The sequence below is a fragment of the Saccharopolyspora sp. NPDC002578 genome (assembly GCF_053592695.1).
Window position 1 is genome coordinate 49,339 of the sequence record NZ_JBSFWJ010000014.1, and the last position, 24,025, is coordinate 73,363.

Genomic DNA, 24,025 nt, shown 5'->3' on the forward strand with positions numbered 1-24,025 from the left:
GACCGGTCCGCACGAGTGCGGCATGCGCTCACGCAGAGCGACGAACCGGCCTACCGCGCCGAAACCGGCGCCCTGGGACGAGTGACGCCCACCCGCCGACGGTCAAGGCCGCGGCACGTTGCGCAGGTTGCTGCGCGCCAGCTGCACCATCTTGCCCACCCCGCCGGAGAGCACCGTCCGGCTCACCGCCAGCGCGAAGCCCTTCACCTGGGTGCCGGTGATGCGCGGCGGAATGGACAGCGCGTTCGGGTCGGTGACCACGTCGACGAGCGCGGGCCCCGGATGCGCCAGCGCCCCCGCCAGCGCGTCGCGCACCTGAGCGGGCTGGTCCACCCGCACCGAATGGATCCCCGCCGCCGCGGCCACGGCCGCGAAGTCGATCGAATCGTGGTCGGTGCCGAAATCCGGCATGCCGTCCACCAGCATCTCCAGCTTCACCATGCCCAGCGAGGAGTTGTTGAACACCACCAGCTTCACCGGCAGCCGATGCGTGCGGAGGGTGAACAGGTCTCCCAGCAGCATGGACAACCCGCCGTCACCCGACATCGAGATGACCTGCCTGTTCCGGTCGACGACCTGCGCGCCGATCGCCTGCGGCAAGGCGTTGGCCATCGACCCGTGCACGAACGAGCCCAGCACCCGGCGGTGCTCGTTCGGCGTGACGTACCGGGCCGCCCACACGTTGCACATCCCGGTGTCCACGGTGAACACGGCGTCCTCGGCGGCCAGGTCGTCGAGCACGTCGGCGACGTACTCGGGGTGGATCGGGACCTGGTTGTGCACGTTCGTGGTGTAGGACTCGACGACCTGCTCCAACTGGTCCGCGTGCTCGCGCAGCATCCGGTCCAGGAAGCTCCGGTCGGTCTTCTGGCGCAGCTTCGGCAGCACCGCCCGGATCGTCTCCCGCACGTCGCCCTGCACCGCCAGGTCCAGCACCGTGCGCCTGCCCAGGTGCGTCGGGTCGATGTCGACCTGGACGGTGTTGGCCTGCGGCAGGAAGTTGTCGTACGGGAAGTCGGTGCCCAGCAGCACCACCCGATCCGCCTTCTGCATCGCCTGCTGACAGGCGCCGTAGCCGAGCAGACCGCTCATGCCCACGTCGTAGGGGTTGTCGTACTGGATCCACTCCTTGCCGCGCAGCGCGTGCCCGACCGGGGAATGCAGGGTGCCCGCCAGCTCCATCACCTCGGGGTGCGCGCCGCGGGTTCCCGCACCGCAGAACAACATCACCCGCTCCGCCGAGTTCAGCGACTCCGCGAGCAGTTCCACCTGCGTCGGCGAGGGCACCACCGTCGGCGGCTCGGAGTGCACCGTGCCGCTGCCGGTGGGGCGAGCGGCCGACTTGTGCGCGACGTCGCCCGGCAGCACCAGCACCGACACCCCGCGGTGCCCGACGGCGGTCTGCATCGCGCTGCGCAGCAGTCGCGGCATCTGCTCCGGCTGCGAGAGCAGTTCGCAGAAGTGGCTGCACTCGTTGAACAGCTCCTCCGGGTGGGTCTCCTGGAAGAAGCCGGTGCCGATCTGCTCCGACGGGATGTGCGAGGCCAGTGCGAGCACCGGTGCACTGCTGCGATGCGCGTCGTAGAGCCCGTTGATCAAGTGCAGGTTGCCCGGCCCGCAACTGCCCGCGCAGACCGCCAGCCGCCCGGTGAGCTGGGCCTCGGCGCTCGCCGCGAACGCCGCCGCCTCCTCGTGCCGGACGTGCACCCATTCGATGCCCTCGGTGCGGCGGACCGCGTCCACCACCGGGTTGAGGCTGTCCCCGACGATCCCGTAGATCCGTTGCACGCCTGCTTGCACGAGCACTTCGATGAACTGGTCGGCCACGGTCGGCATGCGCTCTCCCGGTACGTCGGGTTGCTGGTTCCTCCCGTCTACGCGGGGCGGTGCGAGCCCGCAACTTCGTCGCAGGCCGGCGACCTGCCGTGCGCGGCAGGCCGACCCGTGGGCGTTTCCGGCGCGGGCGACCGCCGTGACGAAGGCGAGTGCGGGCCGTAGCACGACGTTCACCGCCCGTTCGGGGGAAAGGGGTAACGTCTCCCCTTCAGCCGACGATCACTCTGTAGTCGACGTCGACGAGTTCCTCGAAAACCCAGCAGGGAAGGAAAAACGGTGAGCCTGCGCCTTTACACCGTTTGCGCGCTGTCCGTGACCGCCTCGGCATTGGCCGGGTTGTTGTTCGGTGGGTTCATCGCCTCGGACGATCAGGATGAGGCCGTTTCCGTGAACACCGTCTCGCAGACGGTGCCGGAGACCGCACCTCGACTGCCCTGATCCCGCGCGGCCTGGGCGGTCGGTGGCCGCCCAGGCGAACGGGGTCCTCCGCGTGGACTAACGTCGAACCATGAGCGAACAGCAGCGACTCTCAGCGGGCGACGCCGCGCCCGACTTCTCCCTGCCGGACGCCGACGGCAAGACCGTGGCGCTGGCCGACTACCGGGGCCGGTCCCTGGTCGTCTACTTCTACCCCGCGGCGAGCACCCCGGGCTGCACCAAGGAGGCCTGCGACTTCCGGGACAGCCTGGCGGAGCTCGACGACGCCGGATTCGACGTCGTCGGCATCTCACCCGACAAGCCGGAGAAGCTCGCGAAGTTCCGCGACGCCGAAGGCCTCACCTTCCCGCTGCTGTCCGATGTGGACAAATCGGTGATGACCGCGTGGGGCGCGTTCGGGGAGAAGAAGAACTACGGCAAGGTCGTGCAGGGCGTGATCCGCTCGACCTTCGTCGTCGGCCCCGAAGGCAAGATCGACAAGGCGCTGTACAACGTCAAGGCCACCGGCCACGTCGAACGCCTCCGCAAAGACCTCAACGTCTGACCCCTCGCGACAAGGGGACGCCTCCACCCGGAGACGTCCCCTTTTCTCATGCCCGAACCAAGTGAACGGACCGCTTGTCCAATCCCGTTGGACGAACGGTCCGTTCACTCGGACTTCGCCACCCGCATGGCAGCACCGCACAGCGGGGAGGTTTTCGGAGTGAACGGACCGCTTGTCCAATCTCGTTGGACGAACGGTCCGTTCACTCCATCTCGCCTTACCTGGAGGCGCAGACGCGAGGTATCGGAGCGGGGGGCTTTCGAGGTGAACGGACCGTTCGCCCAATCCCGTTGGTCCAACGGTCCGTTCACTCCAACTCGGCGTCGGCCGGCGGGGTGCGGAGGTGAGTGCGCGAAGCGGGGAGGTGTTCGGGGTGAACGGACCGCTTGTCCGATCCCGTTGGACGAACGGTCCGTTCACTCCGAACCGGTCAGTCGAGGGTCATGTAGACGGCGACTCCGGCGGCGATGACCACTACGAGGTAGCGCAGCAGGGTCGCGGGCAGCCGTTGGGCGATCTTGCCGCCGACGAAGCCGCCGAGCACCGTCGTCGGCACCAGCATCAGCACCGCCGTCCAGTCGACCGGCGCGATCAGCGCGTACACGACGAACGTGACGGCGCTGCCGATCAGCCCGAGCCAGCTCTTGAGCGCGTTGAGCCGCCGCATGGAGTCGTTCACCGCGAGCACCAGGATCGCGATGAGGATGACGCTGCGGGCGCCGCCGAAGTAGCCGCCGTAGATCGAGGCGAAGAAGATCCCGACGGTGAGCCACACCGTGCGGTCCGGTTCGCCCGCTTCCGGGTGCCCGAGCCATCGCTTGATCGTGTTCTGGAACGCCATCAGCACCGCGGACAGCCCGACCAGCGCGGGTACGACGGCGTCGAACACTTCGCCCGGTAGCACGAGCAGCAGCACGCAGCCGATCACGGAGCCGACGCCCGCCGCGAGCGACGTCCACAGCAGCCGTTGCGGGGTGCCCTTGAGGTCGTCGCGCTGGCTGACGGCGGCGCCGACGAACCCCGGCCCTTGCGCCACGGAGTTCGTGACGTTGGCGACCAGTGGCGGCATGCCGGTGGCGAGCAGCGCCGGGAACACCAGCAGCGAGCCGCCGCCGGCGACGGCGTTGATCGCGCCGGACAGGAATCCGACGACGACCAGCACCACCAGCTCTATCCATTCGCTGAACACCAGCGGAACCTAACCGCCACCGGCCGCGCTCCGGCCCCCGGGGCGACCGCCATCACAAGAGGATCTTGTGCACCGGCCGTCAGCTGTGCGCGACGAGCTCCGGGCGGACCGCGGACCCCGCGAGGTGCGCCACCTGTTCACCGGCGTCCACCGGATCACCGGCCGCCGCGCGGCGCGGCGCGGGCGCGCCGAGCGAGTTCGCGGCGTGCAGCACGGTGAGGACGCTGAAGGTGACGGCGGCGGAGGCGATGCCGACGGAGGCGTACACGAGCCAGGGCTTCATCAAGGGTCTCCTGCGACGAGAGCAACGGATGGCCGAGCGGACCACGGGGTGCGGTGATCCGCCCGATGAGGGCCACTGCTGTGCTCGCGGCCCGGCGTCGTCCCCACCTGTCGGGACCGCGGGGACGTCGGGAGCGCGGCCGGTTCGCGGTCGCACTCCCGGAAGGAGCGGGTCGAACGTCATCCCGCCCTGATCACGAAGTGCTCGGGCCCGGCCCCGATCGCCGGACCCACTCGGCACTTCGCCCGATCACGCACGGTCGTTACGACTTTCCCCGCGCAAGTTCTCCGCAGGTCATCGACGTCACACTCGACCACCGGGCGAGCTTGGTGCGGATCGGCGCCGCACGATTCCCCCGGCCCGCCGCCACCACTACCCGAACCCGCCGAACGACTCCGCCATCCGCGTGACACGGGCCTGATTCCGGACGGAGATCATTTCCGGGTGTGCTCGAAGCGAGGGCGGCGGGTGCGCGAGCCGGTGCCGCGGATCTCGCCGAACGTCCGCGCTCGAAGGCGCAGGACGAGCTGGTCGATCCCAGGACGTCATCCGCCCGGGAAGAAGCGCGCGCCGTGCTGACGCATCGCTGACGAGAGAGCGCTCCCGCCGTGCGAGACCGATCGCCTACCGCTACTGACCCGCCAGCTTGCGCAGCGTCGGCAGGAGAAGCCGCAGCGCCCGGCCGCGGTGGGAGTCGGCGTCCTTCTCCTCCGCTGAGAGCTCCGCCGCGGTTCGGGTTTCGCCTTCGGGGACGAAGATCGGGTCGTAGCCGAAGCCGTTGGTGCCGCGTTCGGCGCGGGCCACCGTGCCGGGCCATTCGCCGCGCACCACGGTCTCCGTCCCGTCCGGCAGCACCAGGGCCGCCGCCGACACGAACGCGCCGCCGCGCCGCTCGTCGGGGACGTCGTGGATCTGGCCGAGCAGCAGGTCCAGGTTGGCCTGGTCGTCGCCGTGCTTGCCGGACCACCGGGCGGAGAGGACTCCGGGCATGCCGTTGAGCGCGTCCACGCTCAGGCCGGAGTCGTCGGCGACCGCGGGCAGGCCGGTGGCGCGGGCCGCGTCGGCGGCCTTCGCGAGGGCGTTGTCCTCGAACGTCGCGCCCGTCTCGGGGGCCTCGGGGAACTCCGGTACGGCGTCGAGGCCGATGACCTCGACGCCGGTGACGCCCTCGGCTTCGAGGATGCGCCGCAGTTCGACGAGCTTCTTCGCGTTGCGGGTCGCGAGCAGGACCCGGCTCACTTGGCGCCGCCGGGCAGTTCGCCGGGGTAGGGCGCGGCCAGCGCCTCGGTCTGCTTGCGGGCCAGCTCGGCGCAGCCGGTCAACGCGAAATCGATCATCGTGTCGAGCGTGGATCGGGTGAACGTGGCGCCTTCGCCGGTGCCCTGCACCTCGACGAGGGTGCCGTGGTCGGTGGCGACCACGTTCATGTCGACCTCGGCGCGCGAATCCTCCTCGTAGGGCAGGTCCAGGCGCACGCGGCCGTCCACCACGCCGACGCTGACGGCGGCGATGGAGCAGGACAGCGGCTTCGGGTCGGACAGCTTGCCCGCCGCGCTCAGCCAGGTGATGGCGTCGGCGAGGGCCACGTAGGCGCCGGTGATCGCCGCCGTGCGGGTGCCGCCGTCGGCCTGGATGACGTCGCAGTCCAGGGCGATGGTGTTCTCGCCCAGCGCCGCCAAGTCGATGCAGGCGCGCAGCGAACGGCCGATGAGCCTGCTGATCTCGTGGGTGCGACCGCCGATGCGGCCCTTCACGGACTCGCGCACCCCGCGGGTGTTCGTCGCGGAAGGCAGCATCGCGTACTCGGCGGTGACCCAGCCGAGGCCGGAACCGGAGCGCCAGCGCGGCACCCCGTCCTGCACGCTGGCCGCGCACAACACGCGGGTCCGCCCGAACTCCACCAAGACCGACCCGGCGGGCCAATCCTGGTAGCCGCGGGTGATTCGCACTTCCCGGAGCGCGTCGTCGCTCCGCCCGTCCGCTCTCGCCACGCGGCCCACCCTAACGAGTCCGTTCGCGGCGAGTCGCGCGGCGGGTCCTCGGCGGTGCCGGCGGTCCGCCTGATCAGCCGGGCAGCGCTACCAGTCGACTTCGCGCCAGTCGACGACCTTCGGGCGCCGCCCGGTCTCCAGGAAGTCCCGCAGCGCCGCCGCGAGCACCGCCGGATCGACTCCGCTGCCCGCCGGGAACTCGGCGTCCTCACCGGACAAGCCGGGCGAGGACGGGTCGCCGTCGAGCACGGCGTAGTCGTGGTCGGCGTCGAAGTGGCTCAGGTAGCCGAAACCTCCGGACACCGCGGCGACCACGTCGTGGTCGAGCATGCCGGTGGCCGAGTCGGCCAGTTCCCTGCCTTCGTGCCAGATCGTCGCGGGGCCCGCGTTCGGCTCCGCCAGCCGCCGGATCAGGTCGTCGACCTCGCCCGGCTCGGTGATGCTGAGCCCGTCGCCCGCGTTCACGTCCGCCGTCGACGCGATCGACCACACCGCAGTGATCGTCATCGTTTCCCCTTCCACCGCGAACGCCGCCGCTCGTTCAGATCGAATGGCTCTGACCGGCCTCGACGACCTCGACCGGCCCGTCGAACTCCTCGATCGCCTCCCGAAGGATCTCCTGCGGGTCCGTCCACGGTTGCAGGTGGGTCAGCAGCAGCTGCCGCACCCCGGCCCGCTTCGCGACGCGGGCGGCCTGCCTGCCCGACAAGTGCACCCCGTCGGGGCGGTCCGGGGAGTCGGCCCAGGACGCCTCCGCCAGCAGCACGTCCGCGTGGCGGGCCAGCTCCTCCAACGCCGCGCACGGGCCGGTGTCACCGGTGTAGGCGAGCACGCGGTCCGCGGTCTCCACCCGGAAACCCCAGGCCGGGCAGAGGTGGTCCACCGGAAGCGCCGTCACCCGGAACGGTCCCACTTCGGCGGGTTCGTCGAAACCCTCGAAGTCGTACACGTCGGCGAGGTCGGTGTCCGCGAGCTCCGCGGCGTTGGGCGCGTACAGCCTGGTCAGCCGATCCTGCGTCTCCGGCGGGCCGAACACCCGCAGCCGGTGCGCCACCGGGTCGTACGGCGGGTCCGGGCGGTAGCGGCGCAGCACCGTGAGCGCCCCGAAGTCCGAGCAGTGATCCGGATGCAGGTGGCTCAGGAACAGGCCGTTCAGGTCGAACGGGTCCACGTGACGTTGCATCGCGCCGACCGTGCCGTTGCCGAGGTCGAGGGCGATCCGCGTCTCCCCGGATTCGACGAGGTAACCGGAGGCGGGTGAGTCCGGACGGGGAAGGCTGCCCGAGCACCCCAGAATCGTCAGCTTCACACCGATGAGCCTGACACGGCGAAGGGCTTCACGGACTCGGTTATGGAGATCGGACCACCCAAGAAGCGGGACGCCAGTTTCGCGAAGCGCTCCGGCTCACCCGTTGCGCTGAATTCATGCGTCGGATCGGGGCGTTCGCTGAACAAGTCCTGTTCGGTGAGTACCCGGACCACGTCCTTCGCCGTCTCCTCCGCGCTGGACACCAGCGTCACGTGATCGCCCATCGCGATCTGCAGCACCCCGGTGAGCATCGGGTAGTGCGTGCAGCCCAGCACCAGCGTGTCCACGTCCGCCTGCTGCAGCGGATCCAAGTAGCCCTGCGCCAAGCCGAGGACCTGGCGACCGCTGGTGATGCCGCGCTCCACGAAATCCGCGAACCGGGGGCAGGCGGCCGTGGTCAGCCGCACCTGGGGCGCGGCGGTGAACGCGTCGTCGTAGGCGCGGGAGCGGATGGTGGCCTGGGTGCCGATCACCCCGACCCGGTTGTTGCGCGTGGTGGCGACGGCGCGGCGCACCGCGGGCAGCACCACTTCCACGACCGGGACGTCGTAGCGCTCGCGGGCATCGCGCAAGCACGCCGCCGACGCGGTGTTGCACGCGATGACCAGTGCTTTCACCCCGTCCTCGACGAGCGAGTCGGTGATGGCGAGGGTGCGGGCGCGGATCTCGGCCAGTGGCATCGGACCGTACGGCGCGTTCGCGGTGTCCCCCACGTAGCGGATCGCTTCGCCCGGCAACTGGTCCAGCACGGCCCTGGCGACGGTCAGCCCGCCGACCCCGGAGTCGAAGATCCCGATCGGCGCGTTCGTCACGCCGACAGTGTGCCAGGCGCGGCCTTCTCAGCCCCTCGACGAGTGCTGCGCGCCACCAGCCACGCCGCGAGCAACCCGCCCAGCGCGCCGCACAAGTGGCCCTGCCAGGAGATCTGCGGTTGGGTGGGCAGCACACCCCACAACATCCCGCCCCAGTAGAAGAACAGCACCACCGCCACCAGGATCTGGGCGAAGCTGCGCACGAAGAAGCCGCGCACCAGCAGGAACACCATCCAGCCGAAGGCCACGCCGGACGCGCCGATGTGCGTCCCGCCGTCGGCGATCAGCCAAGTCCCGAGACCGGCGACGAGCCACACCGTCGCCGTCACCGCGACGAACTGGCCCACGCCGTTGGCCAGCAGCAACCAGCCCAGCACCAGCAGCGGAACCGTGTTCGACATCAGGTGCGGCAGGCCGCCGTGCAGCAGCGGAGCCCACAGCACGCCGTCCAGGCCGTCGATGCGGTGCGGCTCGATGCCGTACTGGTCCAGCCGCTGCCCGTTCAGCTGGTCCCAGAGCTCCAGCGCCCACAGCACCGCCACCATGAACGTCATCTGCACCGCCGCGCGCAACGGCTTCTGCGGGATCACACGCGGCCGCTGCCGTTCTGGCTGATTCGTCACCTTTTCGAGATTACGCGGATCGGGTCAGCGGTGACTCGGGGATGACCCGGACTCGTCATCGGCGCCAGATAGGCTCCCGCACCGTCGCCGAAGCTGATCGCTGGAGGTATGAGCGGTGCACACCACCGCACGGGCCGAGCAGGCCGTGCTAGCCGAAGCGCAGTTCGGGCACGGGCCCACCTGGGACGCGGGAACCGCCAGCCTGCTGTGGACCGACCTCCGGTCCCGCACCGTGCACCGCTACGCGCCCGACGACACCGACCACTCCATGGAGGTGCCGCAGCAGGTCAGCGCCGCCAAACCGCGCTCGCGCGGCGGGCTGCTGCTGCACTTCGACGAAGGCATCGCGCTCTACGACCCGGACGGGGAACGCCGCACCTGGCTCACCTTCTGGGCCCGTGACGGGTTCCGCGGCGGCGAGACCACCGTCGACTCGTGCGGGCGGGTGTGGGCCAACACCGTGCCCGAGGACGAGCACGGCGACGGCTGGCTCGTGCGGGTCGACGCCGGAGGCGCCGCGCACGTGGTGCTCAACGGGATCTCCGCGGGCAACGGCCTGGCCTGGAGCCCCGACGACACCGTCCTGTACTTCGCCGACGGCGCGACCCGGCGCGTCGACGCGCTCACCGTCGACCCCGTGACCGGCGCGGCCTCCGAGCGGCGCCCCGCGTTCGAGGTCGACGGCGAACCCGGCGGGCTGTGCACCGACGTCGAGGGCGGTGTGTGGGTCGCCGTGCGGGACCGCGGCGAAGTGCGCCGCTACGCGCCCGACGGGCGCGTGGACCGGACGGTGCCGCTGCCGTCGCAGCGGCCGACGGGGTGCTGCTTCGGCGGCGAGGATCTCACCGACCTGTACATCACCACCGCCCGCGAAGGCCTCGCCGAGCCCGCCCCGGCCGACGGCGCGGTGCTGGTCCTGCCCGATGCGGGAACCGGCCTCCGCTCCCACACCTTCGCCGGCTGACCATCCCGCCGCGGTTTCGGAGTGAACGGACCGTTCGTCCAATCCCATTGGACCAACGGTCCGTTGACTCATCCCCACCAGCCGCCGGCCGCCCCGCGAAGGCACCCCACCCGCAGCCGCCCGGGTTGAAGTGAACGGACCGCTTGTCCGATCCCGTTGGACGAACGGTCCGTTCACTCCTCCAGACCTCCAGACCTCCAGACCTCCAGGCGGACGCGAGGTGGTCGGGAGCGGCGAGCGCTGGCGGGGTGGAGTGAACGGACCGCTTGTCCAATGCGGTTGGTCGAACGGTCCGTTCACTCGCTCCCATCGGTCGTGCGGCGGGTGTGGGGACGCCGCCGGGGGCGTCTGAAGTGAACGGACCGTTTGTCCGACCCCGTTGGTCGAACGGTCCGTTGACTCGGTTGCCTCGGGTGGCGGGGTGGAGTGAGCGGACCGTTTGTCCAGTCCCGTTGGTCGAACGGTCCGTTCACTTGGGGCGGGTCAGGATTGGGCGCGGAGGGTGGTTGCTGCGGAGTGGGCGCCGTCGTGGTGGGGCCAGCGGGGGGTGTCACCGGTGGGGGTGTCGCCGAGGATGGTGACGCGCTGGCCCACGCGTCGCTCCGCGTAGTCGTTGATCGCGTAGTGCTGGGTGGCGCGGTTGTCCCACATGGCGATGGCGCCGGTCGTCCAGCGGAAGCGGCACACGTGGCTCGGGTGTTCGACGAGGGTGTAGAGGTGCCGCAGCAGCAGGTCGCTCTCGGTCGCGTCGAGCTGCGGGATGCGGCGGGTGAACATGCGGTTGACGTAGAGCGAGCGCCGGCCCGTCTCGGGGTGCACGCGGACCACGGGGTGTTCGGCTTCGCTGCGGAACGAGCCGTTGGGGTGCTCGAAGACGTGGATCGCGGTGAGGCCGTCCAGCATGTCCCGCAGTGGTGCCGAGACCGCTTCGTAGGCGAGGTACTGGTTGCTCCACATCGTGTCGCCGCCGAACGGGGGGCATTGCACGATTTGCAGGATCGAGGCCACGGGCGGGGTGGGACTGAAGGTGACGTCGGTGTGCCAGACGTCGGCTTTGGCGCCTTGCGCGGAATCGAGCACGACGATTTCGTCGTGCCCGTCGAGCTTCGGCAGGAAGGGGTGCACTTCGAGTTCGCCGAGTCGCTTGCCGAAGTCGATGTGCGCTTGCGGGCTGAGTCCGGCCGCTTCGGGGAAGAACAGCACGAGGTGTTCGAGCAGCAGCTCGTGCACTCGCTGGAAGGCCTGGTCGGAGAGGTCGTTCAGGTCGATGCCGCGGACCTCGGCGCCGAGCGCGCCGCTGATGGGACGGACCTCCAGGTCGGTGTCCTGAATGGGAGCAACCATGATGACGACCCTTTCTCGGTGGAACTGAGAACAATGCGCGTGCGGAATGGCGGATCAGCGATTCGAGTGCGCGCTGCCCGTGGTGGCGAAAATTCTTGACCAAAAAGGGAATGTGGTGCGATGCTCGCGGTACCGGAATCGGTTTCCGGTGGCGATTTCCCCCTGGCTCTGAGTTCGCGCGGCGACGGCGCCCGCGGCATGAGCGCACGCATTCGCAGCAGGAACAGGAGTGCACCAGTATGGCTTCGGAGACCACGGATCCCGGCGCGCGGTTGGCGGCGCTGACCGATCTCGCCACCCCGTTCGCGGTGCGCGCGGCGGTGACGCTCGGCGTGCCGGACCGGATCGCGGAGGGCACCACGGGGCTCGCCGATCTCGCCGCGGCCACCGGGACGGACGCCGATTCGCTGGCGAGGTTGCTGCGGCACCTGGTGGCGATCGGGTTCCTCGCCGAGCAGGACGGCGGCTTCGCGCTGACCGACGTCTCCCGGCACCTGCTGGGGGAGGACAGCGCCTGGCAGAAGAAGTGGCTGGCCCTCGACGGTCCGGGCGCGAAGATGGACCTGGCCTACGCGGGCATGGCGCATTCGGTGCGCACCGGCCGGTCCGGTTACGAACCGGTGCACGGCGTGCCGTTCTGGGACGACTACCAGCGCGACGACGCCCTGCGCGGCTTCTTCGGCGCGATCATGGCCGCGCACGCCTGGCAGACCGGTCCGCTGCTGGCCGCCGAGTACGACTGGGCGCCGGTCAAGAACGTGATCGACATCGGTGGCGGAGTGGGGGCGCTGCTGGTCGAGGTGCTGCGCGGGCAGCCGCACCTGGAGGGCGCGGTGCTGGACCTGCCGCCGGTGGCCGCCGAGGCCGCGGAGGCGCTCGACGGCTCCGGGGTGCGCGACCGCGCCGAGTTCGTGCCGGGCAGCTTCTTCGACGAGCTGCCCGCGGGCTACGACCGGTACGTCGTGTCGCGGGTGCTCACGGACTGGCCGGACGCCGACGCGGTGCGCATCCTGCGCCGTTGCGCCGAGGCCGCGGGCAGCGGTGGCCGCGTCCTCGTGGTGGAAGTGCTGGCCGGGGAGGAGCACGCGAAGAACAACTCCTCGTTCGACCTCCAGTCGTTGTCGCTGCTCGGCGGTCGCGAGCGGTCGGTGCGCGATTTCGAGGTGCTGGCCGCGGAAGCGGGTCTCGCGGTGCGGGGCAGCCGCAGCTGGGACGGCGGGCTGGTGCTCGTGGAGTGCGAAGCCGCCTAGCGGACCGCACCCGGCCTGGGCGCCGCTCATGCCCAGGCCGGGAGCCGCCGGGCCCGCGGGTCGGGCAGCACTCCCACCTGGTGCAGCCGGTCGAGCAGCGACAGCTGGTGCTGCCCGAGCCCGGCCATGTTGTGCATGACGGTGTAGCGCAGCCGGTCGTTGCCGCCGGTGAACCGCAGGGCGCGCCGCCCCACGACCCGCCCCGCCCAGGACAGGTCCGTGATCATGCGCGCCGCGTTGTGGCTCGTCTGTCCGATGTGGACCAGCTTGGGGAGTCGTTCGGCCTGGTACGAGCGGATTCCCGCGTCCACCGAGGCTGCGGTGAGCTCGCCGCTGCCCAGGTGCCCGGCGAGGCTCTCGGCGTCGGTGATGGAGGTGTTCATGCCCTGCGCCGCCATCGGATGCACCGCGTGGCCCGTCTCGCCGACCAGCGCCAGCCCCGGAATCCCCAGGCTGGGCGCGAGGAATCGGGACACCGGCAGCACCTGCCGGTTCGCCGCGCTCGCCCGCAGCGCGTCGGCGAGCGGGTGCAGCGCGGGCGTGCCGCCCACCAGCCGGTCGATCCAGCGGGCCATGCCGTCCTCGTCGAGCCCGCGCAGCTCATCGGGCCGGACCTGCACGTAGAGGCGCACCCGTCCGCCGGGCAGCGGGTAGCGCAGCCGCAGCCCGAATTCGCTCACGTACGCCGAGAAGTCCTGCTCGACCGGCGGCGCGTCGGCGATGTCGAAGGCGGCCAGCCGGTGCGGGTACTCGTCGCGGTGCACCGCGATCCCGGCGGCCTTGCGCAGCCGCGAGGAGAGGCCGTCGGCGGCGACGACGAGCTTCGCGCGGACATCGCGTTCCTGCCCGCCTTCGCTGATCCGCACCCCGTCGACCCGTCCGGCGGCGTCGCGCAGCAGGTCGCGCACGAGCACGCCGCGGCGGAACTCCACGGAGCCGTCGAGCCGGTCCGCCAGCGCGTCCAAGATCACGGGGTAGTCGTGGGCGAGCAGCCACCGCTCCTCGTCGCGCAGCCGCTCGTAGTCCAGCGCCATCAGCGGTGCCCCGCCCGAATCGCGCGCCACCAGCCGCGCCAGCCGCAGCCCGCCGCGCAGTTCGAGGCGCTGCGCCACGTTCCAGTCCCGCAGCACCCGCAGCGCACCGGGTTGCAGCACCTCGCCCTTCGCCACCCGGGTCGGTCCGGCCTGCTTCTCCAGCAGCAGCACCCGGAAACCGCGGGTGCTCAGCGCGCAGGCCGCGGCGAGACCGCCGACCCCGGCACCGCACACCACCACGTCGGCGTCCATCAGTCCCTCCCAGCGCGGTCGCGGTAGCGGGCGAGCGCGCGCAGCGCCAACCCGTTGGCCAAGGCCCGGTTCGCGTAGCGGGACACGTGGCGCACGTACTCGTTGACGGGGGCCGCCGGCCAGGAACCGTCGGGGCGGCGGGCGTCGACGAGCCAGCGCACGCCGCGCCGGACCTCGGCGTTGGCGGTGCCCGAGCCCGCCACCAGCAGCGCGCCGACGGCCCAGGCCGTCTCCTCGACGGTGCCGGGCTCGTCGCCGCCGGTTCCCCAGGAGCCGTCGGCGAGTTGGGCGCGCATCAGCCAGTCCCGGGCGCCGCGCGCGGCGTCGGACTCGCCCGCACCGGCCCGCACCAGCGTTTGCAGCACCGCCGAGGTGCCCGCCGTGTGCATCCGGTACCACACGGATTCGTAGCTGCCGTCCGGCTGCTGCGCGCTCTGCAACCAGGTCACGGCCTTCTGCACGCGCGGATCGCTCGCGGGCACCCCGGAATCCAGCAGCCCGTCCAGCGACTGCACCGTCATGTGCGGGCAGGGGCCGCTGTTGGCGACCTTCGTGTTCCGCACGCACAACCCCCACGAGCCGCGGGTGTCCTGCTGCGCGAACAGCCAGGAGGCCCCGGCGTCCAGGGCGGGCCGGTGCCGGTCACCGGGGTAGCGCGCCAGCGCGGACATGATCTCGCCGGTCTCCAGCGAAGCGGGCCAGCCGCGGGCGCCCGACCAGCCCCAGAAGCCCGGCGGGCAGCCGAACGCGGTGAACGGCCGGTCCTGCTGGTCGCGCAGGAAGATCTCGCGGGTCGCCAGCAGCCGCTCGTCGGTCGCGTAACCCGCTTCCAGCAGGCCGCCCGCCGCGTACATCGACCAGGTCAGCTCCAGCGGCCCGCTGTTCCACGAACCGTCGTCGTTGGCCTGCTCCCGGAACCAGCGCACCGCGCCCGCGACCATGTCCTCGCCGAGCCCGGCGCGCGCCAGGCCACCGCAGATCAGGCCCGTCACCCAGGCGTCCTCGCACCAGCCGCCGGTGCTGCCCTCGTGCTCGTAGACCTGCCGGATGATCGACAACGCCCGCGGGGTGCCCGCCTTCGACAGCAGCCGGGTCAGCGGCGTCTGCTTGCGGTGCGCCGCCTGCGCCAGGCCGAGCGCGCAGACCATCGGCGCCCGCAGGTCGAACAGCCGCTGGAACGGCCCGCGCAGCAAGGTCAGCTCCAGCGGGAAGCGCCGCATCTCGTCGATCTCGAGCCAGCCGACGAACGAGTAGAACTGGCGGCACCACGCGGTCACCTCGGGATGCGGGATCGCCTCCAGCCCGCCGAACTCCCGCATCCAGCGCAGCCCCGCCGCGACCGCGTCCGCCGCGTCGTCCGGGGCGACCAGGTGCAGCGTCGCCGCGGCCACCGCCGTCGGACCCGGCTCGTCCGGCTCACCGGGGATCATGCTCCAGCCGCCACCGGCGGACTGCCGTGCGCGCAGCCACGCCACGCCCCGCTCGATCAGGTCCGCCGAACCGTGCGGATCGGCGAAGTGCAGCGCGCTGACCGCGCCCACCGTGCTCAACGTGGACGTGAGGCCGTCGCCGCCGTAGTCGAACACGCCGTCCGGCCGCCGCACGGCGAACACCGCCTCCGCCGCGGCGTCGATCACGCGGGAGATCTCCTCGGCCTGCAGGGTCGTCATGGCAGCGTCGCCTTCCGTTGTTCCATCGGGGGCGGGAATTCGTGGCCGGTGCGCAGCGCGGCCTGGGTGCTGAGGCTGAACGCCAGCGCGGGCACCAGCACCGCCAGCGCGATCCACGCGCCGGCGCCTCCCGCGATCAGCGCGGCGGTGAGGACCAGCCGCTCCGCGACGAGGATCTTGTGCGCCTGCAACGCCTTCCGCGGCGGCAGGTCGTCGACGTGCTCGAACAGCAGCGAGAACGCGGCCGTCCCGGCGCAGGCCGCCAGCGCCGCCAGCAGGTAGTAGCCCGTCGGGTCCGGCACGTAGCCCGCGGCTCCCAGCACGATCAGCATCGCCGCGGCGTAGAGCCCGAACGACATCCGCACGGCGGCCCGGACCCCGCTGCGCACCGGCACCGAGCGGTAGCCGCCCGCCCGGTCCCCTTCGACGTCGCGCATCGTGCCGACCAGGTTCGACGCCGCGTCGTGCAGCAGGAGCACCAGCGCGAACACGGCGATCGTCCACGGCAACCGGTCCGCCGCCAGCAGCGCGCCGACGGCCAGCGCCAGCGCCGTCAACGCGCCGCGCACCAGGTTCCCCGACAGGCCGCGGGCCTTGCAGAACCGGCTGTAGGCGACGATGCCGCCGGTCGCGACCACCACCAGGACCAGCGCGTGCCAGTTCACCAGCAGCGTCAGCAGCGTGGCCGCCACCGCGCACGCCACGCCGCAGACCACCGCGGTGCGCGCGGACAACCGGCCGGACGGGATGGGGCGCTGCGACTTGTCGATGGCGTCCAGCTCGCGGTCGAAGTAGTCGCCCAGGTAGTGCCCGGACAGCCATCCCAAGGTCGGCACCACCACGGCCGCGATCACCTGCACGCCCCAGCCGCCCCCGGCCAGCGCCGCGCCCGCCGAACCGACCATGGCGGGGTAGCAGGTCGTGTACGGCCGCCACGTCTCCACGTGCGCCCGGATCCCGCGGCGCAGCGCGGATGTCGACGCCGCCACGGCTACCGGTCCCGGTGGATCGCGAGGTCCGCCACCGCCGCGAGCAACCGGGTGCCCTCCGCCACCGGCAGCGCGTCCAGCTCGGCGTGCGCCCGGCGGATCTCGTCCTCGGCCTGCTCGGCGGCGTGCTCGACGGCGCCGAGCCGCTCCAGCACTTCCCGCAGCAGCGCGAAGGACTCCGCGGGAGACCGGGTGCCGCTGAGCGCGTCGACGAGCACCGCGCGGTCCTGCGGGCCCGCCATCCGGTGGCCCACGATCACCGGGAAGGTGGGGCGCATGTTCCCCGCGTCGCTGTCGGCGGACTTGCCGGTGACGCTGCTGTCGGCCAGGTAGGGCAGCAGGTCGTCGCGCATCTGGAAGGCCGCGCCGACCCGCTCTGCGAACCGGGTGGCGGCCTCGACCTGCTCGGCGGTGCCGCCGCCGAGGATCGCGCCGGATCGGCACGCCGCCCGGAACAGGGCACCCGTCTTCAACGCCGCCATCCGCCGGTACCGCTCCGGCGGACACGCCGGATCCCGCAGGAGCTCGGCTTCCAGCGCCTGCCCGCGGCAGAGGTCGACTCCCGCGGCGGCGACCGCGCGCACCGCGCCCAGCACCGCCTCGGCGGGCAGCCCGCATTCGGCGAGGGTGTCGAACAGGCCCAGGATCAGCGCGTCGCCGGTGACGATGGCGTCGGCGACGCCGAACTTCGCGGGCACCGACGGCCGGCCGCGGCGCAGCTCGTCGCCGTCGATGATGTCGTCGTGCACCAGCGAGGCCACGTGCAGGTATTCGACGGACAGCGCCGCGGGCAGCACCGCCGCGCGGTCGCCGCCGACGGATTCCGCGGTGGCCACCAGCATCAGCGGGCGCAGCATCTTGCCCGGCGCGAGCAGCGCGTAGCGCGCGATGTCCCCGATGTGGTCGGTGCCCGCGCTCCAGCGGCGTTCCAGTTCGGCGCGCAGCTCGGCGGCGATGGGGGAGGCGGCGATGACGGCCTCGGGACCGGCCGCCAGGTCGTCGGCGGCGTCGGTGGTCCGCGCGGTCATCGGGTCGGCCCGCTCTGCTCGGCCGCGAATTCGGCGGCGACCTTGAGCACCAGGTCGTTGACCTCCGCGGTGCCGACGGTCAGGCGCACCCCGGCCTCGGCGGTCACCCGCACGACGATGTCGTGGGCTGCGCACAGCTCGACGAACCGGGAGCTCTCCGCGCCCAGCGGCAGCCACAGGAAGTTCCCGCCGCTGGGAGGAACGGCGAATCCGCAGGCCAGCAGCCCGTCGCGGAGCCGGTCGCGTTCGGCGGCGACCGCCGCGCACTGGCGGCGCATCACCTCGGTCGCGTCGAGCGCGGCGGTCGCCGCCGCCTGCGCGGGGGCGCTGACGCGGAAGAACAGGGCGCTCGGCTTCAACGCCGCGAGCACCGATTCGGGGGCGAGCAGGTATCCGACGCGCAACGCCAGCAGCCCGTAGGACTTGGAAAAGGTCCGGGCGACCGTCACCCGCTCGTCCGTTCGGGCTAGTTCGAGTCCGTCGGCAATCGAACCGGTCTCGGCGAAGTCGACGTAAGCCTCATCGATCACAATGTGCACGTCCTGCGGAACGCGGTCGAGGAATCGCGTGATCTCGCCGGTGCCGAGCACCGTTCCGGTCGGATTGTTCGGATTGCACAGCAGCACCACCCGAGTCCGTTCGGTGATCGCGGCGGCCATCGCGTCCAGGTCGTGGGCGTCGTCGCGCAGCGGCACGCCGACCGCCGTCGCGCCGGCGTTGCCGATCATCAGCGGGTACATCTCGAACGACGGCCACGGGTGCACCACTTCGGCGCCCTGACCGGCGTGGACCTGGAGGAACTGCTGCAGCAGCGCGCCGGAGCCGACCCCGGCCAGCACCTGCCCGGCGGGCACGCCGTGGTGCTCGGCGATCCGCCGGACCAGGTCGGTGGAGAACGGGTCCGGGGTGAGGTTGAGTTCTCCGAGAGTCGCTTCGGCGGCTTCTCTGACGCCAGGCAACGGGGGAGCGAAATTCTCGTTCAGAGAAAGCTGGTGCGCAATTGAGGTCACAGTGCCATTCCCGTTCTGGCCGCTGGATGTTATGCCCCCCGCGCGGTGCCCGCCGGTATCGGGCCGACCCGCTCGTGATGCTCGTCGAATACTGAGTTCCGCGTGCGTGCGGTGTCAAGGACGCGTTCAGCTCGGAACGTAATCAGCGTGTTTCGCATTGATTCCGTTCGGTTTTTCGAGGGAATTCCCTGAACGTTCTGTGCCAGTGCCGGGCGGGGCACCTGGCCCGGTGGGCTGTGCTAGCCCGCGCCGCGCGGTTCGAGGTGCGTTCCGGCGGTCGCGCGTGCGCGGGCGCGCGGCGGCCCGCTGCGGGGTGCCGCGCCGCGGGTTGCAACTGATCTGTGATCTCGGTCGATGTCGCTGGTCAGTGCGGCTCTAGGCCGAGTAGTTCAACGCGCTCCGCGGCAGGCTCCCCCGAACGGCTCTGGAATATTCCATCGGTCGTTCGGTACACCGGAACCAGCGCGCTCGCCACAGCGGCAGTCGGGGCCCGGTGGGCGCGCTCGCCACGGTCCGGGGACCGGTGGTTGAGCCGCGACCGGCGGGAGTACTGGTCGCGGTCGGTCCGCGGCCTCGGTGCGTTCGGGGCGTGCCGGGGCCGCGGGCCGGTATCCCCGTTCTTCCCAGTGGGGCACCTCCCGTATTCGTTCTATTTCGCGCGCCGCCGCATCCGCGGAAAACCGCCGACCGGGCGAATCGCGGATTGTCGAACAATCACTGTGAAAACGGCAAATACCGGCACTTTTGGGCCGAATGCCGTTCCGCTTATGGTGCGAACAGTTTCCTCTTGGCAGCGAGGCGGGCACCGGCCCGTTTCGTGGAGGAGCCGGGACCGAATCGGCGCGCTCCGGTTCACCCGACAACGACGACGTCCGGGCCGCCCCATCGCCCCGGACTCGAGATCGAGGAGATCAAGATGGTCGCTGCCCCCCGTCGCCTGGCCCGGCTCGCCGGAGTCGTCGCGGTCGCCCTCTCGGCCGCCGCCACCGTGTCCGTCTCGGCCGCGCAGGCCGAACCGGCCGACGTCACCCCGTACGTCGTCGGCGGCCAAGACGCCGACATCGCCGACAACCCGTTCGTCGTCGCCCTGCTCACGCCGAGCGGCCAGCAGTTCTGCGGCGGCTCCCTGGTCTCCGAGACCAAGGTCGTCACCGCCGCGCACTGCACCACCGGCTCGCAGCCCAGCGAGATCAACGTCCTCAGCGGGCAGACGAACATCAGCGGCTCCGAAGGCACCGTCTCCGAGGTCAGCGACGTGTGGGTGCACCCCGAGTACACCGACGCCACCCAGGGCTTCGACGTCTCCGTGCTGACGCTGGCCGCCCCGGTGCAGGAAGCTCCGATCGAGCTCGCCACCGCCGACGACGCCGGCTACGCCCCCGGCACCGACGCCACCGTGCTCGGCTGGGGGACCACCAGCGAGGGCGGCTCCACCTCCGACAGCCTCCAGCAGGCGACCGTGCCGGTGAGCTCCGACGCGGACTGCTCCGCGGGCTACGCCGAGTACAGCCCCGACTCGATGGTCTGCGCCGGCCTGCCCGAGGGCGGCGTCGACGCCTGCCAGGGCGACTCCGGCGGTCCGATCGTGGCCGACGGCCGCCTCATCGGCGTCACCTCCTGGGGCGAAGGCTGCGCCCGACCCGGCAAGCCCGGTGTGTACGCCCGCGTCGGCGCCTACAACGACGTCCTCACCGAGCAGATCAACAGCTGAACGAATTCCGGTCGTCCTTCTCGGGTGGCCGGGTAGCGGAACCTCAGCGTTCCTCTCGCTGCGGGATCGATTTCACTAGTGGCTTCCGCCACGAGAGAAATCGCTGTCCTCGCGAGAGGAACGCTGAGAACCCGCCGGTGGTCGGCTCTTGCACGTGGGCTGAGCGCTGACGCGCTTACAGGCACGGCTTCGCCGCGAAGACCGACTGCGGGCAAGAATTCAGAAGAACAACTGTTTTGTGCGGGGATTTCGTGGGGCGGTCCTTCGGGGCCGCCCCGCTTCGCGTCGTACGGGGGGTCAAGTGGGTTGGCGGAGGGAGCGGTCTTCGAACTTCGCCGCGTAGCCGCCGATGAGGGCTCGGGACTCGGTCGCGCCGAGGGCGACCCGGTCCAGGTCGTCGACGGAGTCGCGGAACGACGCGACCCGATCGGGGCCGTCCAGCAGCAGGCCGCACTCCTGGCTCTCCAGCAGCACGGTCGCGATGCCGTGGCTGAACTCGATGAACGTGAACGGACCGCCGAGGCCCGCGTGCACCCCGAGATCAGTGGGCAGCACCCGCACGGTGATGTTCGGGGCCTCCGCGCAGCGCAGCAGGTGCCGCAACTGCCCACCGGTGACGGCGGGCCCGCCGACCGGGCGGGTCAGCACCGACTCGTCGAGGTAGGCGGTGAGCTCGACGGGGGTGGCCTTGTGCAGAATCCCTTGACGCACCTGGCGAACGTTGACCCGCTCGTCGATTTCCCCGGTGCTGCCGCCGGAAGCCGCGCAGACCGCCGTGGCGTAGCCGCGGGTCTGCAGCAGGACGGGCACGTAGCCGAGGCTGAGTTCCGTGAGCCGGGTCGCGCGCTGCTCCGCGTCGATGCAGGCGCGGGTGTGCGCGGAGAGCCCGGCCATCGCCTCCCACCAGGACGGCCGGCCCAGTTCCTCCGCCATCGTCAGCAACTGCTCGCGGCGTTTGCCGCGCACTCTCAGCGCCGCCAGCACCGCCGCGAGGTCTGGGCCGCCGATGCCGCGCTGCGCGGTCTCGATGCGGCTGATCTTCGCGATGCTCCAGCCGAGCTGTTCGGCGAGCACTCCCTGGGACATCCCTTTGTCTTTGCGCACCTTGCGGACCTCGGCCGCTAACGCTCGGGCACGGGGAGAGTTCGACATGAACGCCAGAATATGGGGCTGGGGCGGAAAAATCGTCGCTCGATCAGGTATTCGTGAACCACCCGAACACCGGCGCGCACGCGACGTCGGGTGCACCCGCGAGCGGTCCGGGCAACCCTCGCGGAGCAGTGCCGCGCTGCGCCGATCCGGTGAATGATGTTGCGGGGACCCGGAATCCGGGCCCCCGCTTCCCCCAGGTCATCCGACCCCCCGGATGCCTCGCGGCGTTCCCCCGTGCCGCTGCGATCAGGTTGGCACGACCGGCGGACCCGTTTCCAGCGAAACGGCGAACAATCCCGAGGAACATGTGGCGTGCAGTCGAGATCAGTTCCCGGGGATAGACTCGCCCCGGGGAGGGCCGTCAGTCGCCCAGCGCGCGCAGCGGTCGAATCACGCCATGGTGCGCCATGAGCGGGCGACACCGCACCTGTGGAAGGACGCATGCCGTTACCCGGATCCTCCGAGATCGCAGTGGCCGAAGGCGAGCAGCGGCGGGCACGGGCCCCGCAACCGCTGCTGGACACCACCCTGGACCAGCTGCGGACGCTGGTGGTGGTGCACGAGGCGGGCACCGCGCTGGCCGCGGCCCGATTGCTCGGGCGCGAGCAGTCCAGCGTGCAGAAGCAGCTGGACACGCTCAACCGCAACTTCCGGGAGCTGTGCGGGGAAGCGCTCGTGCTCAAGCAGGGCAGGGGCAAGGACGCGCTGTTCACCGCGACCGGTGAGGCGCTGGTCGAACGGGCGCGGGACACCCTCGACGACTGGCTGGAGGTCGTCACCGATTCCCGGCGGCGCGTCGGCGGCTCGCTGCGGGTGGGCACCACCCGGTTCACGCTCGGCTTCCTCACGCCCGCGGTGGAGCAGGTCGCGGCGGACTTCCGCGCCGACGGCGTCGACCTGAAGGTCGTGCACCTGCGGACCCGGAATCTGCTGGAAGCGTTGCGCGCCAACGAGGTCGACCTGGTCTGCGGCAGCACGCTCACCCACGTCGGCGCCGACCCGGACGGGCTCGACGTGCTGGAGTGGCGCCGCAGCGGGCTCACCCTGGTCACGAACCTCGACCGGCGGCTGGTGGCCGGGCCGGCGGTGCGGGCCGCGGCGCTGCCCCGGCTGCCGCTGGTCATCGCGGGCAGCGGGCTCGTCGCGGAGTTCCTGCGCGGGTGGTTCGGCGCGGACTACCGCAGCGCGCTGAACGTGGCGGGCGAGGTGGACGACGTGCGCTACGGCTTCGAACTGCTCAGCTCCGGGCTGTTGCACGGCTGCATGCTGGTCACCCGGGGCGTGGCGGAGGCGGCGATGGACGGGCGGCTGCCCGACGGTCGCGGCCTGCGCGCGCTGGACGTGCTCGGCGACCTCGAACCGAAGCTGGAGGTGCTGGTCGGCGCCTTCGCCCGCGGCGGCGAGCGCGAGCAGCACGACGGCGCGCACCCGCTGAACCGCCTGTGGGAAGCGCTGGCCCGGCAGCACTCGCAGTGGAACGAGAACCGGACCGTGCGCTCCACTGTGGACTGACCGGCCGAGCCGATCACTGGCCGAGGAGTTCGCCGAGTCGTCTCCGGGTGGCCACCGGTTCCTCACCGCGGGTGAGCCCGCGGCGGTGAAGGTGAAGCGCGTGAGCGAGCGGGCAACGGGATCCGCGACCGGGCGGCCGGTGCGCGCCCTGGTCGCGCTGGGCGACTCGACGACCCTCGGGATGGGGGATCGGCTGCCGGGCGGCGGGTGGCGCGGCTTCGCCCTGCTGCTCGCCGACGCGCTGGGCGGGCCCGGCCGGATCCGGTACGCCAACCTCGCCACCTCCGGCGCGCGGGTGCGCGACGTGCACGACGTGCAGCTGCCCGCCGCGCTGCGGCTGCGGCCCGACGCCGCCGTGCTGGTCGTCGGCATGAACGACACGTTGCGCTCCGACTTCGACCCGGTGCTGCTGCTGCGGCGGCTGGACGTGGTGATCGGTGAGCTGACCGCGGCGGGAGCGGTCGTGGTGACCGCGCGGTACCACGACCACGGGCGGGTGTTCCGGTTGCCCGCGCCGCTGCGCCGCGCGCTGCGCAAGCGGATCGATGAGGTGAACGCGGTGCTCGACGAGGTGGTCGCCCGCTACGGCGCGCAGTGCGTGGACCTGGACGCGCTGCCCGGCGCGTACGAGCTCGGCACCTGGTCGGTGGACCGGCTGCACCCCTCGGAACTCGGGCACCGGCGGTTGGCGCGGGCCATGGCGCAGCGGCTGCTCGCCGCCGGGTACCGGGTGCCGGAACCGGTGAGCCTGCGGTGTTCCGGCGGCGCCCGGATCACGCCGTGGCACCACCTGGCCTGGCTGGTGTTCCGGGGTGTGCCGTGGCTGGTGCGGCGCGGATCCGACCTGCTGCCGCACGCGGCTGCGGTGGTGGTGCGGGAGATCGCCGAGTCGCGGCGCGAACGCCGGGTGCGGCGCGGCCTGCGGCCGGTCGAGCCGGTGCGGGCCGTGCCGTCGCGGCCCGAGGACGTGGTCGTGCGACCGGATGCCGGATAGCAGCTGCGCTCTCGGTCCGGCGTTCGTTGTCACGCGCATGAGCATTCGGGGCGCTCGGTTCACTCGGACGGCCCAACCTGGAGCTCCGAA

Annotated in this window: 23 protein-coding genes; 7 read left to right on the forward strand and 16 right to left on the reverse strand. The window is 71.6% G+C overall.

Annotated features, from left to right (window positions below):
• Positions 1–102: 102 nt before the first annotated feature.
• Entirely contained in the window at positions 103–1,836 is a 1,734-nt protein-coding gene (locus ACWD38_RS09700) for a pyruvate dehydrogenase (RefSeq protein ID WP_184477266.1), read from the reverse strand.
• 276 nt (positions 1,837–2,112) lie between these two features.
• Here ACWD38_RS09700 and ACWD38_RS09705 point away from each other — a divergent pair, with 276 nt between their 5' ends.
• Positions 2,113–2,274, forward strand: coding sequence for a hypothetical protein (locus ACWD38_RS09705; protein ID WP_184477268.1), 162 nt, complete (start codon positions 2,113–2,115; stop codon positions 2,272–2,274).
• A gap of 70 nt (positions 2,275–2,344) precedes the next feature.
• Entirely contained in the window at positions 2,345–2,818 is a 474-nt protein-coding gene (bcp, locus tag ACWD38_RS09710) for a thioredoxin-dependent thiol peroxidase (protein WP_184477270.1), read from the forward strand.
• Positions 2,819–3,248: 430 nt separating this feature from the next.
• Here the strand turns inward: bcp and ACWD38_RS09715 are convergent, their stop codons facing one another.
• The 8 genes from ACWD38_RS09715 to ACWD38_RS09750 all read right to left on the reverse strand — a co-directional run bounded on the left by ACWD38_RS09715 (position 3,249) and on the right by ACWD38_RS09750 (position 8,992).
• Positions 3,249–4,007 carry a TSUP family transporter gene (locus ACWD38_RS09715; RefSeq protein ID WP_184477272.1) on the reverse strand — a complete coding sequence of 253 codons (759 nt, stop codon included), beginning with the start codon at positions 4,005–4,007 and terminating at the stop codon, positions 3,249–3,251.
• 79 nt (positions 4,008–4,086) lie between these two features.
• Positions 4,087–4,290 carry a hypothetical protein gene (locus ACWD38_RS09720; protein ID WP_184477274.1) on the reverse strand — a complete coding sequence of 68 codons (204 nt, stop codon included), beginning with the start codon at positions 4,288–4,290 and terminating at the stop codon, positions 4,087–4,089.
• 630 nt (positions 4,291–4,920) lie between these two features.
• On the reverse strand, positions 4,921–5,529 hold the full coding sequence (rdgB, locus tag ACWD38_RS09725) for an RdgB/HAM1 family non-canonical purine NTP pyrophosphatase (RefSeq protein WP_450123853.1): 609 nt from the start codon (positions 5,527–5,529) through the stop codon (positions 4,921–4,923).
• Positions 5,526–6,281 carry a ribonuclease PH gene (gene rph, locus ACWD38_RS09730; protein WP_450123854.1) on the reverse strand — a complete coding sequence of 252 codons (756 nt, stop codon included), beginning with the start codon at positions 6,279–6,281 and terminating at the stop codon, positions 5,526–5,528. The genes rdgB and rph overlap by 4 nt, the downstream gene beginning before the upstream one ends.
• A gap of 87 nt (positions 6,282–6,368) precedes the next feature.
• Positions 6,369–6,788, reverse strand: a complete 420-nt coding sequence (locus ACWD38_RS09735) for an Imm1 family immunity protein (RefSeq protein ID WP_184477280.1) — start codon at positions 6,786–6,788, stop codon at positions 6,369–6,371.
• A 34-nt stretch (positions 6,789–6,822) separates the two neighbouring features.
• Complete coding sequence (locus ACWD38_RS09740) at positions 6,823–7,590, reverse strand: MBL fold metallo-hydrolase (protein WP_450123855.1); 768 nt, start codon at positions 7,588–7,590, stop codon at positions 6,823–6,825.
• Complete coding sequence (gene murI, locus ACWD38_RS09745) at positions 7,587–8,402, reverse strand: glutamate racemase (protein ID WP_184477284.1); 816 nt, start codon at positions 8,400–8,402, stop codon at positions 7,587–7,589. The genes ACWD38_RS09740 and murI overlap by 4 nt, the downstream gene beginning before the upstream one ends.
• Positions 8,399–8,992 carry a rhomboid family intramembrane serine protease gene (locus tag ACWD38_RS09750; RefSeq protein WP_184484738.1) on the reverse strand — a complete coding sequence of 198 codons (594 nt, stop codon included), beginning with the start codon at positions 8,990–8,992 and terminating at the stop codon, positions 8,399–8,401. The genes murI and ACWD38_RS09750 overlap by 4 nt, the downstream gene beginning before the upstream one ends.
• Positions 8,993–9,140: 148 nt before the next feature.
• Here ACWD38_RS09750 and ACWD38_RS09755 point away from each other — a divergent pair, with 148 nt between their 5' ends.
• The gene (locus ACWD38_RS09755; protein WP_184477286.1) at positions 9,141–9,989 is read left to right on the forward strand and encodes an SMP-30/gluconolactonase/LRE family protein; all 849 of its coding nucleotides are present in this window, start codon (positions 9,141–9,143) and stop codon (positions 9,987–9,989) included.
• Positions 9,990–10,472: 483 nt separating this feature from the next.
• Here ACWD38_RS09755 and ACWD38_RS09760 read toward each other — a convergent pair whose 3' ends face one another.
• Positions 10,473–11,333: a TauD/TfdA dioxygenase family protein gene (locus ACWD38_RS09760; RefSeq protein ID WP_450123856.1), complete on the reverse strand. Its 861-nt coding sequence runs from the start codon at positions 11,331–11,333 to the stop codon at positions 10,473–10,475.
• A 239-nt stretch (positions 11,334–11,572) separates the two neighbouring features.
• Between ACWD38_RS09760 and ACWD38_RS09765 the strand changes: the two genes are divergently transcribed.
• Complete coding sequence (locus ACWD38_RS09765; protein ID WP_184477290.1) at positions 11,573–12,583, forward strand: methyltransferase; 1,011 nt, start codon at positions 11,573–11,575, stop codon at positions 12,581–12,583.
• A gap of 26 nt (positions 12,584–12,609) precedes the next feature.
• Here the strand turns inward: ACWD38_RS09765 and ACWD38_RS09770 are convergent, their stop codons facing one another.
• From ACWD38_RS09770 to ACWD38_RS09790, 5 genes are read right to left on the reverse strand one after another with little or no spacing between them, the layout of a single operon-like run.
• Entirely contained in the window at positions 12,610–13,869 is a 1,260-nt protein-coding gene (locus ACWD38_RS09770) for an FAD-dependent oxidoreductase (RefSeq protein ID WP_184477292.1), read from the reverse strand.
• A complete protein-coding gene (locus tag ACWD38_RS09775; protein ID WP_184477294.1) occupies positions 13,869–15,539 on the reverse strand; it encodes a prenyltransferase/squalene oxidase repeat-containing protein in 1,671 nt (556 codons plus the stop codon). Before ACWD38_RS09775 ends, ACWD38_RS09770 begins: the two co-directional genes overlap by 1 nt.
• Positions 15,536–16,528 carry a UbiA family prenyltransferase gene (locus tag ACWD38_RS09780; RefSeq protein ID WP_343071200.1) on the reverse strand — a complete coding sequence of 331 codons (993 nt, stop codon included), beginning with the start codon at positions 16,526–16,528 and terminating at the stop codon, positions 15,536–15,538. The genes ACWD38_RS09775 and ACWD38_RS09780 overlap by 4 nt, the downstream gene beginning before the upstream one ends.
• Before the next feature lie 2 nt (positions 16,529–16,530).
• Complete coding sequence (locus ACWD38_RS09785; protein ID WP_184477296.1) at positions 16,531–17,556, reverse strand: polyprenyl synthetase family protein; 1,026 nt, start codon at positions 17,554–17,556, stop codon at positions 16,531–16,533.
• Positions 17,553–18,566: a histidinol-phosphate transaminase gene (locus ACWD38_RS09790; RefSeq protein WP_450123857.1), complete on the reverse strand. Its 1,014-nt coding sequence runs from the start codon at positions 18,564–18,566 to the stop codon at positions 17,553–17,555. The genes ACWD38_RS09785 and ACWD38_RS09790 overlap by 4 nt, the downstream gene beginning before the upstream one ends.
• Before the next feature lie 916 nt (positions 18,567–19,482).
• On the opposite strand from ACWD38_RS09790, the gene ACWD38_RS09795 reads away from it, so the two are divergent.
• The gene (locus ACWD38_RS09795; protein WP_184477300.1) at positions 19,483–20,277 is read left to right on the forward strand and encodes a S1 family peptidase; all 795 of its coding nucleotides are present in this window, start codon (positions 19,483–19,485) and stop codon (positions 20,275–20,277) included.
• A 297-nt stretch (positions 20,278–20,574) separates the two neighbouring features.
• Here the strand turns inward: ACWD38_RS09795 and ACWD38_RS09800 are convergent, their stop codons facing one another.
• Positions 20,575–21,429: a helix-turn-helix domain-containing protein gene (locus ACWD38_RS09800; RefSeq protein ID WP_281398291.1), complete on the reverse strand. Its 855-nt coding sequence runs from the start codon at positions 21,427–21,429 to the stop codon at positions 20,575–20,577.
• 441 nt (positions 21,430–21,870) lie between these two features.
• Here ACWD38_RS09800 and ACWD38_RS09805 point away from each other — a divergent pair, with 441 nt between their 5' ends.
• Entirely contained in the window at positions 21,871–22,941 is a 1,071-nt protein-coding gene (locus ACWD38_RS09805; protein ID WP_184477305.1) for a LysR family transcriptional regulator, read from the forward strand.
• A gap of 100 nt (positions 22,942–23,041) precedes the next feature.
• A complete protein-coding gene (locus ACWD38_RS09810) occupies positions 23,042–23,935 on the forward strand; it encodes an SGNH/GDSL hydrolase family protein (protein WP_343071201.1) in 894 nt (297 codons plus the stop codon).
• Positions 23,936–24,025: the final 90 nt, after the last annotated feature.